The organism is Reyranella sp. (assembly GCF_044224635.1).
Classification (GTDB): domain Bacteria; phylum Pseudomonadota; class Alphaproteobacteria; order Reyranellales; family Reyranellaceae; genus Reyranella.
Genome location: NZ_JBGAKA010000047.1, coordinates 50,362 through 65,479 on the forward strand (window position 1 = coordinate 50,362; position 15,118 = coordinate 65,479).

Annotated in this window: 16 protein-coding genes and 2 pseudogenes; 6 read left to right on the forward strand and 12 right to left on the reverse strand. The window is 65.3% G+C overall.

Annotated elements, in window-relative coordinates; translation table 11 throughout:
- Positions 1-9: 9 nt before the first annotated feature.
- The 7 genes from ACILR9_RS30030 to ACILR9_RS30060 are packed head-to-tail and all read right to left on the reverse strand — an operon-like array spanning position 10 to position 6,357.
- Positions 10-738 carry an ABC transporter ATP-binding protein gene (locus tag ACILR9_RS30030; protein WP_395713658.1) on the reverse strand — a complete coding sequence of 243 codons (729 nt, stop codon included), beginning with the start codon at positions 736-738 and terminating at the stop codon, positions 10-12.
- Positions 735-1,454: an ABC transporter ATP-binding protein gene (locus ACILR9_RS30035; RefSeq protein ID WP_395713659.1), complete on the reverse strand. Its 720-nt coding sequence runs from the start codon at positions 1,452-1,454 to the stop codon at positions 735-737. The genes ACILR9_RS30030 and ACILR9_RS30035 overlap by 4 nt, the downstream gene beginning before the upstream one ends.
- A complete protein-coding gene (locus ACILR9_RS30040; protein WP_395713660.1) occupies positions 1,451-2,434 on the reverse strand; it encodes a branched-chain amino acid ABC transporter permease in 984 nt (327 codons plus the stop codon). Before ACILR9_RS30040 ends, ACILR9_RS30035 begins: the two co-directional genes overlap by 4 nt.
- Positions 2,434-3,318, reverse strand: a complete 885-nt coding sequence (locus ACILR9_RS30045; protein ID WP_395713661.1) for a branched-chain amino acid ABC transporter permease — start codon at positions 3,316-3,318, stop codon at positions 2,434-2,436. The genes ACILR9_RS30040 and ACILR9_RS30045 overlap by 1 nt, the downstream gene beginning before the upstream one ends.
- Before the next feature lie 16 nt (positions 3,319-3,334).
- Positions 3,335-4,579, reverse strand: coding sequence for an amino acid ABC transporter substrate-binding protein (locus tag ACILR9_RS30050; RefSeq protein WP_395713662.1), 1,245 nt, complete (start codon positions 4,577-4,579; stop codon positions 3,335-3,337).
- A 42-nt stretch (positions 4,580-4,621) separates the two neighbouring features.
- Positions 4,622-5,212 carry a flavin reductase family protein gene (locus ACILR9_RS30055; protein ID WP_395713663.1) on the reverse strand — a complete coding sequence of 197 codons (591 nt, stop codon included), beginning with the start codon at positions 5,210-5,212 and terminating at the stop codon, positions 4,622-4,624.
- Positions 5,212-6,357: an aromatic ring-hydroxylating dioxygenase subunit alpha gene (locus tag ACILR9_RS30060; RefSeq protein ID WP_395713664.1), complete on the reverse strand. Its 1,146-nt coding sequence runs from the start codon at positions 6,355-6,357 to the stop codon at positions 5,212-5,214. Before ACILR9_RS30060 ends, ACILR9_RS30055 begins: the two co-directional genes overlap by 1 nt.
- 209 nt (positions 6,358-6,566) lie before the next feature.
- On the opposite strand from ACILR9_RS30060, the gene ACILR9_RS30065 reads away from it, so the two are divergent.
- Positions 6,567-7,175 (forward strand): TetR family transcriptional regulator C-terminal domain-containing protein, encoded by a 609-nt coding sequence (locus tag ACILR9_RS30065; protein WP_395713665.1) that lies wholly within the window; start codon positions 6,567-6,569, stop codon positions 7,173-7,175.
- A gap of 63 nt (positions 7,176-7,238) precedes the next feature.
- On the opposite strand, the gene ACILR9_RS30070 is transcribed toward ACILR9_RS30065, so the two are convergent.
- Positions 7,239-7,778, reverse strand: a complete 540-nt coding sequence (locus ACILR9_RS30070; RefSeq protein ID WP_395713666.1) for a hypothetical protein — start codon at positions 7,776-7,778, stop codon at positions 7,239-7,241.
- 72 nt (positions 7,779-7,850) lie between these two features.
- Positions 7,851-8,129, reverse strand: coding sequence for a response regulator (locus ACILR9_RS30075; protein WP_395713667.1), 279 nt, complete (start codon positions 8,127-8,129; stop codon positions 7,851-7,853).
- 375 nt (positions 8,130-8,504) lie between these two features.
- Between ACILR9_RS30075 and ACILR9_RS30080 the strand changes: the two genes are divergently transcribed.
- Complete coding sequence (locus tag ACILR9_RS30080; protein ID WP_395713668.1) at positions 8,505-9,113, forward strand: LysE family translocator; 609 nt, start codon at positions 8,505-8,507, stop codon at positions 9,111-9,113.
- Positions 9,114-9,171: 58 nt separating this feature from the next.
- Here the strand turns inward: ACILR9_RS30080 and ACILR9_RS30085 are convergent, their stop codons facing one another.
- On the reverse strand, positions 9,172-10,197 hold the full coding sequence (locus tag ACILR9_RS30085) for a toprim domain-containing protein (protein ID WP_395713669.1): 1,026 nt from the start codon (positions 10,195-10,197) through the stop codon (positions 9,172-9,174).
- 10 nt (positions 10,198-10,207) lie between these two features.
- A pseudogene (locus ACILR9_RS30090) lies at positions 10,208-13,249 on the reverse strand (strawberry notch family protein); the annotation flags it as partial.
- 160 nt (positions 13,250-13,409) lie between these two features.
- Here ACILR9_RS30090 and ACILR9_RS30095 point away from each other — a divergent pair.
- The 4 genes and pseudogenes from ACILR9_RS30095 (at position 13,410) to ACILR9_RS30110 (ending at position 15,029) form a co-directional block, all read left to right on the forward strand.
- Positions 13,410-13,733: a type II toxin-antitoxin system HigB family toxin gene (locus ACILR9_RS30095; RefSeq protein ID WP_395713670.1), complete on the forward strand. Its 324-nt coding sequence runs from the start codon at positions 13,410-13,412 to the stop codon at positions 13,731-13,733.
- Positions 13,723-14,103 carry a type II toxin-antitoxin system HigA family antitoxin gene (locus tag ACILR9_RS30100; RefSeq protein ID WP_395713671.1) on the forward strand — a complete coding sequence of 127 codons (381 nt, stop codon included), beginning with the start codon at positions 13,723-13,725 and terminating at the stop codon, positions 14,101-14,103. The genes ACILR9_RS30095 and ACILR9_RS30100 overlap by 11 nt, the downstream gene beginning before the upstream one ends.
- Positions 14,104-14,168: 65 nt before the next feature.
- A pseudogene (locus ACILR9_RS30105) lies at positions 14,169-14,558 on the forward strand (recombinase family protein); the annotation flags it as partial.
- A gap of 54 nt (positions 14,559-14,612) precedes the next feature.
- A complete protein-coding gene (locus tag ACILR9_RS30110; RefSeq protein WP_395713672.1) occupies positions 14,613-15,029 on the forward strand; it encodes a recombinase zinc beta ribbon domain-containing protein in 417 nt (138 codons plus the stop codon).
- On the opposite strand, the gene ACILR9_RS30115 is transcribed toward ACILR9_RS30110, so the two are convergent.
- Positions 14,995-15,105, reverse strand: coding sequence for a hypothetical protein (locus ACILR9_RS30115; RefSeq protein WP_395713674.1), 111 nt, complete (start codon positions 15,103-15,105; stop codon positions 14,995-14,997). The two genes, ACILR9_RS30110 and ACILR9_RS30115, sit on opposite strands and share 35 nt — an antisense overlap.
- Positions 15,106-15,118 lie beyond the last annotated feature (13 nt).

Here is a 15,118-nt window from a genome sequence, read left to right on the forward strand (position 1 = left end):
CAGCGCCGCTCAAGCGTCGGTGCCGAGGTAGGCATTCTGGACGAACGCGTCGGCCAGCAGCCTCGTCCCCTCGCCCTGCAGGATGATCCGGCCCTTCTCGAGCACATAGGCATAGCCGGCCAGCTCCAGCGAGGCGCGGGCATTCTGCTCGATCAGCAGGATCGAGACGCCCTGCTCGGCGATCCGGCGGATCAGTGCGAAAATCTCCTGCACCAGCTTGGGCATGATGCCGAGCGAGGGCTCGTCGAGCACCAGCAGCCGCGGCTCGGCCATCAGGCCGCGGGCAATCGCCAGCATCTGCTGCTCGCCGCCGCTCAGCGAGCCCGCGAGCTGATGCCGCCGCTCCTTCAGCCGTGGAAACCGTGCGTAGTTCTGCTCCAGCAGCTCGGCAACGCGCGCGCTGCGGTTCTCCTTGTAGGCACCCATCATCAGATTGTCCTGGATGGTCATCTGCGCGAACACCAGCCGGCCTTCGGGCACCAGCACGACGCCGCGCCGCATCACCTGATGCGACGGCAGGCCGGCGATCGCCTCGCCGTTGAACACGATCGTGCCCTTGGCCGGCCGCAGGGCGCCCGCGATCACCTTCGCCGTCGTCGACTTGCCGGCACCATTGGAGCCGAGCAGCGCCACGACGCCGCCGGTCGGCACGGCCAGCGAGACACCGTTCAGGGCACGGGCGCCGCCATAGGCGAAGTCGATGCCGTCCAGCACCAGTCCGGTAGCGGGCGTGCTCATGCGCCGGCCGTGCCGAGATAAGCGTCGATCACGGCCTGGTCGGAGAAGACCCGGGCCGCCGTGCCGTCGGCGATCTTGCGGCCGGCCTCGATCACGATGACGCGGTCGGAGGCGCGGCGCACCGCCTTGATGTCGTGCTCGACCAGCAGCACCGTCACGCCGGTGTCGCGGATGGTCGACAGCACGCCGATCACCTCGCGCGTCTCGGTCTCGTTGAGGCCGGCGCAGGGCTCGTCGGCGAGCAGCAGGGTCGGCCGCGCCGCGATGGCGCGCGCCAGCTCGAGCCGCCGCAGGTTGCCGATGCTGAGCGCCGAGGCCGGCTGGTTCCGCCGGGCCGTCAGATGACAGATCTCGATGGCGCGCTCGGTAGTCGCCTGCGGATCGCGCGGGCCAAGGCGGCCGAACGTCGCCGCGACCAGGACGTTCTTCTCGACCGACAGCTCAGGAAAAGGCTTGGCGATCTGGAAGGCGCGCGCGATGCCCATGCCGCAGACCAGATGGGGCGGCTTGCCAGTGATCTCGCGGCCCTCGAACAGGACGCGGCCGGCGGTCGGCTTCAGGTAGCCGGAGATCATGTTGAACAGCGTCGACTTCCCGGCGCCGTTGGGACCGACGATGCTGGTGATGCTGCGGGCCTCGACGGCGAACGACAGGTCCTGGATGGCGCGCAGCCCCTTGAACTGCCTAGTTAGGCCTTCGACGGCAAGGATGCTCACGTCTTGGCCTCTACGGCCGATCGGCGGCTCCAGAACTTCTGCACGAGGCCCATGATGCCCTTGGGCGCCAAGGTGACCATGGCGATCAGGACCGCACCGGTCAGCGCCATGTGCAGGTCGAGCAGGTCGCCCAGCACGACCTGGGTCAGGATGATCATCAGCGCCGCACCGACGACCGGGCCGGCGACCGTGCCGATGCCGCCCAGCATGCTGTACAGGATCAGGTTGAGGCTGATGTCGATACGGAACACCGAGCCGGTGCTGATGAAGCCCAGACTGTAGCCGTAGAGCACGCCGCCGATCGAGGTCAGTACGGCACTGAGCACGAAGGCGATCAGCTTGTAGCGCTCGGTCGGGATGCCGAGCATGGCGGCGGTGTCCTCGTCCTGGCCGACGCAGGTCAGGCCCATGCCGATCCGCGAGCGCCGCAGCCAGACGAACACCGCGACGTTGACGATGAACAGCGCCAGGAAAAGAAAGTAGAAGAGCTGCACCTTCGTCAGGCCCGGCATCAGCAGCGCCGGCAGCGGAAAGCCCGAGGTGCCGTGGAAGGAATCGAAGGCCTTGGTGATCTCGCCCAGGATCTCCGCGAAGGCCAGCATGGCGATCGCGAAGTAGATGCCGCGCAGCTTCAGCACCGGAATGGAGATCGCGACCGCGGCGATCAGTGCCAGGCCGACGGCGAAGACCATGCCGATCAGCAGCTTCATGGCGACCGACAGGCCGGGATCGAGTTGCTGGCCCAGCAGACCGGCCGCGAAGGCCCCCAACCCGAAGAAGGCGGTGTGGCCGAAGCTCCAGTAGGTGGTGAAGCCGCCCAGCAATCCCCAGCCGATGGCCATGCCGCCGAACAGCAGGATCTGCTGCGCCAGCCGAAGCTGGAACGGCGGCAGCACGAACGGCAGGACCAGCGCGACCGCCAGCAGCGCCGCCGAGAGCAACCACACCCCGGCCGGGATGCGCGTGTTGAAGGCGTCCATCAGACCGAGGCCTTGTAGGCGTTGCCCAGCAGGCCGTTGGGCCGGACGATCAGCATCAGCAGCAGCGCGCAGAAGATGAAGACGGTGGGGAAGCGCGGCCCGATATACTGCGACGACAGCGTGCTGATCTCGCCCAGCATCAGACCGCCCAATAGTGCCCCAAGCGGACTGCCGACACCGCCCAGCACGACCGTCACGAAAGCGTTCAGCGTCCACGAGGCATCGTCGAACGGCGAGAAGGGGTTGATCATGCCGATGATGATGCCCGAAGCGCCGGCGAAGCCCGCCGAGACGCCGAAGGTCAGGGTATAGATGCGGTCGGCATCGACGCCACAGAGGCCCGCGGCAAAGCTCTGCTGCGCCGTCGCGCGGATAGCCCGCCCGACCTTCATCGCGTTCAACACGAGGGCCAGCAAAGCCAGCAGCACCAGGCTGGCGATCAGGCCGGTCGCCCGGGCGCCATCGACCACGACACTGCCGACATGGAACGTCCGCAGCAGCCAGGCCGACGACAATGTCTGGATGTCCGGTCCGAACGCCATGATCAGGGCATCGCGCAGAATCAGGCTGGCCCCGAACGTGATCAGCAGACTGGTCATCAGCGAGCCGCGTTGAATGGCCGTCGCGACCAGCGTGCGCTGCAGGGCGGCGCCGATCACGAACAGCATGGCGAAGACGACGGGGATCGACGCCAGCGGATCGAGGCCCAGCGCCTTCTTGAGCCACAGCCCGAGGTAAGCGCCGCCGATGATGAAGACGCCATGCGCGAGGTTCACGACGCCCAGCACGCCGAAGATCAGGGAGAATCCCACCGCCGACAGTGAGAAGATTCCGCCCAGGATCAGCCCGTCGACCAGCGTCTGGAGCAGGAGTGCCGCGTTCATGGCGTCTTCCGTCCGGTCAGCCCTTCTTGGCCCAGGACGGCGTCGGAAAGATCAGGTCGGCGGTCTTCAGGTCGGCCGGGAAGACGACCTGGACCTCGCCGCTCTGCACCTGGCCGATCTTCGCGCCCATCGCCACGGCGTCGCCGTCGCCTTCCGGCGAGAACTTCACCGGACCGAAGGCCGTGATGAGGTTGGTCGCGGCGAGCGCCGTGCGCACCTTGGCCGGATCGAGGCTGCCCGCCGTGCGCATCGCCTCGAAATAGGTCGTGATGCACGCCGACGCGCCGACCGTATGGTAGCTGAGTGCGCGGGTGTTGGTCTTGTTGTAGTAGTCGATATAGGCCTTGGTGCTGCCGAACACCGGATCCTTGAAGTCGATCCGCGCTTCCCACGGCAGCTGCATGATCACGCCGGTCGCCTTGGCGCCCAGGCTCTCGCGGTACATCGGCAGCTGCGGTCCGAGGAACTGGTAGAGCAGCGGCACATTGGTGTCGGTGGCGATCATCTGGCGCACGATCACCAGCGAGTTCTGGTCGACCGTGGTGGTGATCAGGATGTCCGGCGTCTTGGCCCGGATCGTCGCCAGCGCGCTCGAGACGTCGCTGATCTGCTCCGGCAGCTGGATCAGGTCGAGCACTTCGAGGCCAATCTCCTTGCAGCCCGCCGCCGCGGCCTGGGCGTTGAGCTTGGAGAAGGCGTCGTTGGTGGCCATGATCGACACCGTCTTGGGCTTGGGCGTGATCGACTTGAAGAAATCGACGCTCGTCACCCAGGCGCGGCTCGCGCGCGGGAAGAAGCCGAAGATGTTCTTGTAGCCCTGCTGGAAGATCTGGTCGGCGGAGGCACCGACCTGGACGGTCAGCTTGCCGGCGGCTTCAGTGATGCCGGCGCAGGGCAGCACGACGTTGCTGCCGTAGGAGCCCAGGAAGAAGCTGACATTGCCGTCGACCTGGCGCTGGATCAGCGCTGTCGCGCGCGCCGGATCGCTGGCGTCATCGACGATGGCGAGCTCGAGCTTGTACTTCTTGCCGCCGATCTCGGCGCCGCCCTTCTGCTCGTTGATGAACTTGATCGCAGTCTCGTAGCCGTGCCGGATGTTGAGGCCGGTCTCGGCGTAACGGCCCGACATGCCGAGCGAGCCGCCGAAGCGGATCGTGCCGCCATCCTGCGCCCGGGCGCTGCCGCCGCCGAACACTGCCGGTGCCGCGAGCGCCGTCGCCATGCCGCCCAGCGCCGACCGGCGCGAAATGTCCTTGTTCATCATTCCCTCCCTCACCAAGAAATCGAATCGCCCACCGCCGCCCTAGAGATCGAGGACGAGCAGCCCTCCCCGCGCCCGCGAGCAGCAAACCGTCATGAGCCGGTCGCGCTGCCGCTCCTCGGTGCTCAGCACGTCGTCGCGATGATCGGGCTCGCCCTCGAGCACGCGCGTCGCGCACAGGCCGCAGACGCCCTCCATGCACGACCAGTCCATCGTCACGCCGTTCTCGATCAGCACCTGCAGGATCGACTTGTCCGCCGGCACCTCGAAGGTCCTGCCGGCGCGTGCCAGGCGCACCGTGAAGGCATCCGAGACACCGCCCGCTTCGGGCACATACGCCGGCAGCGTGAAATATTCCCAATGGATGCCGGCCAGATTGGTGCAGCCTTCGGCGATCCGGCGGGCCTCATCCATGAAGGGCACGGGACCGCAGGCATAGAGATGCGCGCCGCTGTGCCGGGTCGATAGCAGTTCCCGAAGGATCGGCGAGACGCCGTTGGGCTCGATGCCGAAGTGGAACCGGACATGCGGCGCCAACGGACCGCCGGCTAGCATATCGTGGAACGCCGCCTGCTCCGGCGACCGGGCGAAAGAGTGCACCCGGAGCTGCATCTCGCCGACGGCAGGCTGCATCAGCCGCGCGGCCCGAACATGCGATCGAGGTAGCCGTTCAGGAAGTGATGGATCGGCTTTTCCATCACCGACATGCGGCCGGGCTCGTAGACCGGTAGCGCCATGGCGCGCTGCATGGACTCGATCATCGAGCGGTCCTCTTCGTAGATGATCGCCTGATAGTCCTTGTAGACCTTGAGCTTCCGGTCGAACTCCGGGTCGGCGAAGAACGGTTCCGGAAACAGCATGTAGATGAAGACTTCGCACTTGTCGGGACCGATCGGCCAACCGACCATGATCTTCACGCAGTCGATGCGCCCGAACAGCGTCATGTTCGGCGGCATGAAGCCGGTGCAGGCAAAGCTGTTGGGCTGGGCATCGAGCCACGGCGCCTTGCCGAACAGCGCCTCGCCGCCGGGGGTCGAGGGCGCGGCGTCGTAGCGGATGGTGATGCCGCCATTGTCCTTCAGCCGGACGTTGTCGGTCGTCCACGAGAAGCGCGCGCCGAAGCTTTTCACGTGCAGGACACCGACGTGATAGAAGTCCATCAGGTTCTCGTGCATGAACTTCCAGTTGCAGTTCAGCTCGAGGCGTGTCACGTCGGCCAGCCGGCACTTCTCGGTAGCGAGCTGCGCAAAATCCTTCTCGAATTCGGCCATCGACTCGGCGAACGGTGGCGGCTCGGCGGCGAAGCTGATGAAGATGTTGCCGCGCCAGACTTCCAGATTGATGCGCGGCAGGCGGCAGGTCTTGGGATCGAAGCCGTCGCTGTCCTTCATGTAGGCGGCGCCGACCAGCTTGCCGGACAGGTCGTACGTCCAGCCGTGGTACGGGCACTTGAAGACGCGGGCGTTGCCCTTGCCTTCGGCTACCTCGACGCCGCGATGGCGGCACATGTTGTAGAAGGCGCCGAGCACGCCGTCCTTGTCGCGCGTGATGATGATCGGTCGGCCCAGCACGCGGCGCGCCTCGTAGTCGCCCGGATTGGCGAATTGCTCCACCCGGCCCATGTAGAGCCAGTCGCGATAGAAGTAGCGCTGCAGCTCCTCCTCGTAGATCGCCGGGGACGAGTAGATGCCGCCGGGAAGATGCCGGGCGTGGATCAGCTCCTGCCGTGTCTCGCCGATATCCGTCGCCGGACGCACGTTCGCTATCGTGTGGTCCATTTCCATCCCTCGATCAGACTTAATACGATTGTATAAAGAGATGGAGGATTAGAACATCACTGTCAAGAGAAGGGTCTTTTGCGGCTTGGTAGGGACTGAGAGGTCGGGTAGTGAGAGCGGCACAAATGGCCAAACCTAAGCTCAATACGAAGGCCGCACGGCCTTCCAGCCGATCCGCGACTCGCAGCTTCTCCAAACAGTCACCGGACGTGCGTCAGCAGCAGTTGATCGACGCGACATTCCACTGCATCTGCCAGCACGGCACGGAGGAGCTGAGCGTTCGCTTGATCGCGCAACAGGCCGGCCTCTCGCTCGGCATGGTGCGCCACCACTTCCGCAGCAAGGACAAGCTGCTCGCCGCGACCCTGCGCTATCTTTCCTCGAAGGTGCAGGAGCAGATCGGCCTGGCGATGGCGAAACCACATGCCTCGCCCACGGAACGGCTCTACGCCTTCCTGATCGCCTGCCTGCATCCACAGCAGTTCGATGCCAACTACGTTCGGGCGCGGTTCCTGTTTTGGGGCCTGGCGCAGACCAACGCCACGGTGCGCCGGGTACACGACGAAATCTACGGCCGGTTCGAGCGACAGGTCCACGAGTTGGTCGCCGCTATCGCCCGCAAGAGCGATGCCGATATCGATCCCGACGTGGTGACCCTCACCATCCTGGCGTTGCTCAAGGGTATCTGGGTCGAGTGGAGCCTGTCGCCCAACCGCGCCAATCCTCTGAAGCTCGCCGAGCAGATCCTGCCGGCGCTCGATCGCACCTTTGCGGACAAGCTGGGCCGCAAGCCACGTCAGCCGCAAAGAGCGACATAGACGCCAAGACAGGTGACTACGCCCGCGAGATCGCGTCCGGACGTCAAAGCGGTCCGCTTCGCCCTATAAAAACCGTAGGTCGCCGGCGGACCGCCGCAGCGCTCCGATCAGTGCTGCAAGCCAGCGTGCGTCGGCAGCCGCCCGATGCCGAGGGAGCGCCTGCCGATCGACGAGTTCAATACACGTCCTGACGTCCTCGTCCCGCAGATCGAGCTGCCCGATCAGATTGACAATATGCTCTATGGCGAAAGTCTGGCTGAAGCCTGCCGCCGCCATCAACGTGCGCATCCAATAGCTGTCGAGCTCGCTGTCGGCGATCAGGGAGCGGCCGCCAATGGCCTCGCTCAGCTGGGAAGCGACCAATGTCACCGGCTGGCCTTCGTCGCGCAATCGTTCACGTGTGAGACCATGCAGCGCCTCGGCTTCTTCCGTCCAGGTCCACCCCTCCCAGTCCGGAGCAGGCCGTATCAGCCAGGAACGCGCCGCACCCTCCTCATCGGCAATACCCACCTCGATCGGGTAGGAGCGGCCGTGCCAGGGCAAACAGGAGGCCTCGAAGTCGATGGCCAGAGGGCCGGCATCCGACCGGGTACCGCTGCCCAAGGTCGCGAACGCCGGTCCAAGTACGGATTGAATTGTCAAAAGTTGCTCTCTGCTCGCAGTGTCGGGCCGTCTTCAGCCCCGCTGATAGCCGGTCACGATGGCGAAGGGAATCCCGTCCCGGCGCAGCCTGTCGACGATCGCGAGCGTGGGACCGTCTTGGACCTTGTAGTCCAGAACGGCTCCATCCAAGGCCTCACGGCCCATGATCTCGACGGCGTCCTTCACGGTGAAGACGGGTCCACAGACGAGGCAGCCGTGCCGCCTGAGCAGGTCCGAAAGCGAGGCGCCGATCAGGAAGTCGTCTTCAACGATCAAGATCCGCTTTCCCGCCAGCGTCGGACCGGGCGCCATCACTCCTCCGTTCACCGGCTACACTCGCTCGTAGCGCAGATCCCGGTCGTTTTGAGTCGGGTTCCCGACAGTTCGCCGATTTCTTCGCTGACGGCTGGGTATAGCCACAGGCGTGATGTGGCCAAGGGAGAGGCAGCGTGCTTGCGACAGGCTGCTATCCTGCTACGTTTACGCTGTCGTCCATTGAATGGACGGCCGTAAGCGTTTCACGTCAATCAACGCGACCGCTGATGCCGGTTTTCTGCAACCGGTGCCTGGAGTCGCGTGTAACCATGACGTGTCGCCCATTCCCAGCACGATCCATGGAATTGCTAGCCGGCCGAAGGCATCTCGTTCGCATGGGCGAAACCGGCATCCTTCCTAAAGGATCGGTCCATGGACCTTGAGCATCTGCTTGTCTTCGCCGCCGCATACTTCGCCGTCCTCATCCTTCCCGGCCCTGCCGTCACCGCGCTGACGGCGCGCGTGCTGGCTCGCGAGCCCCGCGGATCGGCGGCGTACATCCTCGGTCTGGTAGTCGGCGCCCTCGTCTGGTTCACGGCGGCGGCCGTAGGACTGACGGCTCTCGCTGCCGCCTATGCCGGCCTCTTCGTCACGATCCGCTATGCCGGCGCTGCCTGGCTGCTCTATCTCGCCTACAAGCTTTGGACCGCGCCCGTGCGGCCCTTGCAGGCAGCCGACATGCCAAGCGAGCGAAGGAGCCTGTTCCTGGCAGGGCTCACGCTCAACCTCGGCAATCCCAAGGCGATGGTGTTCTTCCTGGCCTTGTTGCCGAGCGTCGTCGATCTCGACACGCTCACGCCGCTTGCCTTTGCCGAGCTGGCGGCGGTGATCGTCATCATCATCGTCTGCGTGCTCGGCGGCTACGTCTTCCTCGCGGCACGCATGCGCCGCCTGTTCACGTCGCCGCGCGCGTTGCGCTTGGTGAATCGCGGTAGTGGCGTTGCCCTGGCGGGCGCCGCGGCTGCGGTTGCTAGTCGCTAGAGGCCTGATTGGCCTTCCGATGCCGCTGCCGTATCCACGCCGATGCGGCGGCGGCGTTTCAGGCCAGGAAACGTGCTGCGTCTCGCGGATCAAGCTGCTGCCGTACGGCAGCGCGGAGTGCATCGATTCCGAGCCGGCGCAGGTCTTCGTTGAAATCGTCGAGGCCGGGCGACAGAACGAGCCGCTCGATCCCGTCAGCCTCGGCTCGGTGGCACAGGCTGGCCATTGCAGCATCTCCAGCCCGATCGGCATCGCGTGCGACATAGAGCCGGCGCAAACCGGCAGGAAGCAGTCGCGCCGCGAGGTGGTTGGCTGAAAGCGCAGCGACCATCGGCAAGGCCGGCAGGATCATGCGCAAGGACAGCATGGTCTCGATGCCTTCGCCGGCGGCCATGACGTCGTCGGCGACGCCGAAACGCACCCCATGGCCCAGTAGATGGCCTAAGGCCCGTCGCGGCGAATCGACGGGCGCCTTGTCGCGGCCTGATGGATCGAGCCAGGTGCGGTGTGCTCCGGTGATTGTGCCACCGAGGTCAGTGACGGCGGCGATCAATGCTGGCCAAGTCTCGGTCGGACTGTGCTCGTCGGGCCGATAGTAGCAGTGCGGATAGAACCGCAGCGGCTCTCCCAGGGACGCCGCCGTGATGCCACGGCTGTGCAAGTAGGTCTGCGCCAAGGTGTCTGCGATCGGGCGAGACATGGCGTAGAGACGCCGCGCGGATCCGGGCGAACCCCGCGGCGCCGGCAGCCGATCCTGCCGTGGTGGAAGCGCATCCGGCGGCAGGGCGAGGAGCATCCGTGCCTCGTCCAAGGTATCGCGCAGGCGGTGGAAGCCGCGATTGAGGGCGATCAGGTCCAGAAGATCGCCATGCTGCCCCGACTCGGCATCGGTCCACTTCCCGGCAGCGCCCTTGCCATGATCCGGACCGCTCAGGCGAACGAACAGACTGCGGCCCTTGGTGTTGGCAACATCGCCGACCAGCCAGTAGCGGCCTTCGCGACGGCCGTTGGAGAGATAGTGACGGCATACCGCCTCGGCATTGCGCGCGAGGCGGCGGACCAGGTCGGCGGCCTGCGATGGCATGACTGCCTCCTCACGCCGCGGCCCGATCGGCGATGCGCACGATCGGGTGCCGTTCGATCACACGGGCAAAAATGTCAGGACCGTCGGCGCCGGTCGGCACGAACAACCGCAGCTTCCAGCTGATGATCTCGGAGATTAGCCCCATCGCCTTCAAGCGATCGACCATGCCGTCGCTGAAACCGCCCAGCTCCACCCGCAACAGGCCCATAACCCTGACGCGACGAAGGCTCAGCCCGTCCTGCAGCTCGAGGATGGTTCGACCGTCGAGCACGGCGGTCCAGGCATCCACAGGTGCGATGCTCACGCCATCGGCACTGACGGCCTGCGCCACCCAGGCTGGCGAGACCAGCCGGCCAATGACACGCTCGCCGGCATCGGACTGCAGGCGATAGACCCGCATGGACTCGTCCGGCAGACGCTTCCAGATGGGAAGCGGCAGGCCAGTGACGATATGAAGGTGACTGTCCGTAAAGCTGGGAACCTCGGCAAGCTCGCGCTCCCAGGCCTCGGCAAAATCGGCGCGATCCGCCCTTTCCCAATGCGTTTGGTCCAGAGCCTCCACGGACATCGCCGTCCGCTCCATTGGGCGCAGGAGACGGACACGGCGTTCGACCTCACCATCATCCAGCATGACGCTGGGAGCCGGGACCTGAACCGCCGCACGACCGGACTGGCTGTTCACGAGCAGGACAGCACGCGAATCATCAGCACGTTCAAGCGCCTTGGCCAGCGAGAACGGCCGATTGCGCTCGCGCCGGCGAATGGTAAACACCTGAGTCTCCGCGCCGGTCTGCGGCTGTACGTAGAGGGCACGCCGGTCGGTCACGACCAGGCTCTCCGCCGTCAGCGTTTCGACACCGACGTCATAGGTCCCGGAGATCTGCGCCCCCTCGATCTTGGCGCGCAGCAGATCCTCGAACACACCGAACAACGTGTTCTGCAAACCGATGATAAGCGCCAGCAGCCGGTTGAGGAAGGTCGTGATGGGCGGCAGCTCCTCGCGCAGGCTGCCATCCTGATCGGTCAGATGCAGGCCGGTCGCCGCTTGGAAGGCTTCCAGCGAGCAGCCCTCTAGCTTGCCTGCGAACAGCAGGACGTAGAGTTGACGGAGCGCCGCGCGGCCGTACGGCGATTCGAGATTGTCGTCGGCCCGGAACAGGCCCTGCCCACCCGTCTGGCGCTGGCCCTTGGTGATGGCGCCCAGCGTGTCGAGGCGACGGGCGATGGTCGACAGGAAGCGCTTCTCGGCCTTCACGTCAGTGGCGATCGGCCGGAACAGAGGCGGCTGCGCCTGGTTGGTTCGGTTGCTGCGCCCGAGGCCCTGGATGGCAGTGTCCGCCTTCCAGCCGGCCTCCAGCAGATAGTGCACTCGCAGCCGCTGGTTCCGGGCTGAAAGGTCGGCGTGATAGGAGCGCCCGGTGCCGCCGGCATCGCTGAACACCAGGATGCGCTTGTCGTCGTCCATGAAAGCCTGTGCCTCCGCGAGATTGGCCGAGCCTGGGCGGTTCTCCACGCAAAGCCGGTCACCCTTGCGGACGATCCGCCGTGACCGGCCCGTCACTTCGGCGACCAGGTCTGTACCGAAGCGCTGAACGATCTGATCCAGCGCACCTTGGACCGGCGCCAGCGATGCGAGTCGTTCGATCAGGTGGTCGCGGCGCTCAACCGCGTCGCGACAGTGCACGGGCTGGCCGTCACGATAAACCGGCCGGGAGGAGAGATTGCCCTCGCCGTCGGTGAACGGCTCGAACAGCTGGGTCGGAAAGCTGTGCGCCAGGTAGTCGAGCACGTACTCGCGAGGTGTGATGTCGACCTGCACGTGGCCCCACTCCTCTGTCGGGATGTCGGCCAGCCGCCGCTCCATCAGGGCCTCGCCGGTCGACACGATCTGGATGACCGCGGCATGGCCGGCCTCGAGATCGCGTTCGATCGCCCGGATCAGGGTCGGCGTCTTCATCGATGTGATGAGGTGCGAGAAGAACCGCTGCTTGGCGGACTCGAAGGCCGAACGCGCCGCGGACTTGGCCAGCGCGTTGAGCGTGCCACGCTCGCCGGTAACGTTAGCCGCCTGGAGCGCGGCATCGAGATTGTTGTGAATGATCTGGAAGGCGCCGGCATAGGCGTCGTAGATGCGGATCTGTTCGGGCGTGAGCGCGTGCTCGAAGAGTTCGTACTCGACACCTTCGTAGGAGAGGGACCGCGCTGCATAGAGGCCGAGCGCCTTGAGATCACGGGCCAGCACCTCCATGGCGGCGACGCCGCCCGCCTCGATCGCTTGGACGAACTCCGCGCGTGTCGCGAAAGGGAAGTCCTCGCCGCCCCAGAGGCCCAGCCGCTGAGCGTAAGCGAGATTGTGCACCGTGGTCGCGCCCGTGGCGGAGACGTAGACCACACGGGCGTTGGGCAGCGCGTGCTGCAGGCGCAGGCCGGCACGGCCCTGCTGGGAGGGCGCCTGATCGCCGCGCTCGCCCTTGCCGCCGGCGGCATTGGCCATGGCATGACTTTCGTCGAACACGATCACTCTATCGAAGTCCGATCCCAGCCAATCGACGATCTGCCGGACCCGCGAAACCCTTTCCTCGCGTGCGTCGGTCCGTAGCGTGGCGTAGGTGGCAAAAAGGACGCCCCGCTCCAGCCGGATGGGCGTGCCCTGGCGGAAGCGGGCGAGCAGAGTGACCAGCAAGCGCTCCATGCCCAAGGCCGACCAATCGCGTTGGGCATCCTCGATCAGCTTGTCGGACTTCGACACCCACACCGCCCGCCGCCGGCCTTGTAGCCAGTTGTCGAGCAGGATGCCGGCAACCTGGCGGCCCTTACCAGCGCCGGTGCCGTCGCCCAGCATCCAGCCCCGCCGGAAGCGAACGGCGTTCTGGGCGTCGTCGGGTGCGGCCGAGACGACGTCGAAAGTCTTATCGACCACAAACGAACCCGCGAGAAGACTACTATGGGCCTCGCCGGCGTAGATGACGCTCTCTAGCTGCGCATCGGACAAGAGACCATCGGTGACGACGCTGGCCGGCAGTCGTGGCCGATAGCTCGGCTTGGGGTCGGCCGCCAGATGGCCCGCGAAGCTTTCGAACGCAGGCAAGCGAGGTCTTCCCGGCAAACAAAGCCGATAGCCAGCCGATCGCTCGGCTCAAGAGACTGATCGATCGGCTGTGTCGGCACAAACGTCTTGATCCCATAATGGGACCGCGTTACAAGGAGGCACAATGAGGATCATTGCCCGCCGCACCTTGCGGGAGTTTGTCGAAGGCCTCTCAGGGCGGAAGGATCAACGGGCCGTAAAAGCAGCCCTCGATGCCTGGTTCGACGAAGTCAGCAAGGCGGTCTGGACAAGTTCCGCTGATGTGAGGAGGCTCTATGCGACGGCAAGCATCGTCAGTGCCGAGCGCATCGTCTTCAACATCAAGGGCAATGACTATCGGCTTGTCGTATCGGTGGATTTCGAGAAGAGCATCGTCTGGATAAAATGGATCGGTACGCACAAGGCATACGACAGGATCGACGTGACGGAGGTTGAGCATGGCGAGTGAGCTGAGGCCGATCCGCACCAAGAAGGATTACGAGGCGGCACTGGCCGAGGTCGAGCGCCTGTGGGGCGCCAAGAGCGGCACGCCCAAAGGCGACCGGCTCGACATACTGGCGACATTGATCGAATCCTATGAGGCGAAGCACTATCCGATGGACCCGCCCGACCCCATCGAGGCGATTCTGTTTCGCATGGAGCAGCAGGGTCTGTCGCGGAAGGATCTCGAGCCGATGATCGGCGCCCGCAACCGTGTCGCCGAAGTGCTAAACCGCAAGCGAGGGCTGTCGATCGAGATGATCCGCCAACTACATAAGAGGCTCGGCATCTCAGCCGAGGTCTTGATCCGGCCGACTGGCCATAAGGAAGCTGCCTGAGGAGACTGACGCTCGGCACACGCCGAGCAACTGGAGATCTTCCATGAACCCGTGTTGCGCTTTATGCCCGCTATTCGTCCGACAATCAGCGCGAGGCCTCCATCGAGGACCAGTTCCGCATCTGTCGCGAGCAGGCTAAGCGCGAGAACTGGAAAGTTGTCGCGGCTTACAAGGACGCCGGCATCTCCGGCGCGAGCATGATCCTGCGGCCAGGCATCCAGACGCTCTTGCAGGATGCACAGCGAGGCCAGTTCGATGTGGTGCTGGCGGAAGCGCTCGACCGCATCAGCCGCGAGCAGGCCGACGTGGCGACGTTGTTCAAGAATCTGCGCTTCGCTGGTGTCCCCATCGTCACCCTCGCGGAAGGAGAGATCAGCGAGCTGCATGTCGGCTTGAAGGGCACGATGAACGCCCTGTTGCTCAAGGACCTTGCCGCGAAGACGCATCGCGGCTAGCGCGGCCGCGTCGAGCAGGGCAAGGCCGGCGGTGGCCTTTGCTACGGCTATCGCGTGGTGAAGAAGTTGGATGCGAGCGGTGAGCCGATCCGCGGCGACCGCGAGATCGATGAGGCGCAGGCCATCGTCGTGCGGCGCATTTTTGAGCAGTTCACATCCGGCGTTGGCCCGCGCGCGATCGCGAAGGCGCTGTTTTCCGGGCTGATCCATTGCGGAGTCTGTGGCGGTCCCTACTCGTTGCGCGGCCAGGACCGCTATGCCTGCTCGGCCCACGTCGCCAATGGTTCCTGCGCGAACAGCCGGACGATCGCGCGCGCCGCCCTCGAGGAGCGAGTGCTCGCCGGCCTCAAGGACCGGATGATGGCGCCGGAGATGGCAGCCGAAGCGATGCGCGCCTACGCCGAGGAGAGGAACCGGCTCAACGTAAGCGATGTTGTCAGGCCGCGGCGCGATCGAGCGGTTTCGGCTTGACGTAGGCGAAGGGCAAGAGGTCGTCGATGCGGCTCATGGGATGTCTTGCGACGATCCTGGTGAGCACGTCGGACAAGTATGCGTAGGGA

Bases quoted from the DNA above. Each gene is read 5' to 3' on its own strand.
- ACILR9_RS30030 (WP_395713658.1), bottom strand. From the start codon at position 738: ATGAGCACGCCCGCTACCGGACTGGTGCTGGACGGCATCGACTTCGCC.
- ACILR9_RS30040 (WP_395713660.1), bottom strand. From the start codon at position 2,434: ATGGACGCCTTCAACACGCGCATCCCGGCCGGGGTGTGGTTGCTCTCG.
- ACILR9_RS30045 (WP_395713661.1), bottom strand. From the start codon at position 3,318: ATGAACGCGGCACTCCTGCTCCAGACGCTGGTCGACGGGCTGATCCTG.
- ACILR9_RS30050 (WP_395713662.1), bottom strand. From the start codon at position 4,579: ATGAACAAGGACATTTCGCGCCGGTCGGCGCTGGGCGGCATGGCGACG.
- ACILR9_RS30055 (WP_395713663.1), bottom strand. From the start codon at position 5,212: ATGCAGCCTGCCGTCGGCGAGATGCAGCTCCGGGTGCACTCTTTCGCC.
- ACILR9_RS30060 (WP_395713664.1), bottom strand. From the start codon at position 6,357: ATGGACCACACGATAGCGAACGTGCGTCCGGCGACGGATATCGGCGAG.
- ACILR9_RS30075 (WP_395713667.1), bottom strand. From the start codon at position 8,129: ATGGCGCCCGGTCCGACGCTGGCGGGAAAGCGGATCTTGATCGTTGAA.
- ACILR9_RS30080 (WP_395713668.1), top strand. From the start codon at position 8,505: ATGGACCTTGAGCATCTGCTTGTCTTCGCCGCCGCATACTTCGCCGTC.
- ACILR9_RS30085 (WP_395713669.1), bottom strand. From the start codon at position 10,197: ATGCCATCGCAGGCCGCCGACCTGGTCCGCCGCCTCGCGCGCAATGCC.
- ACILR9_RS30095 (WP_395713670.1), top strand. From the start codon at position 13,410: ATGAGGATCATTGCCCGCCGCACCTTGCGGGAGTTTGTCGAAGGCCTC.
- ACILR9_RS30100 (WP_395713671.1), top strand. From the start codon at position 13,723: ATGGCGAGTGAGCTGAGGCCGATCCGCACCAAGAAGGATTACGAGGCG.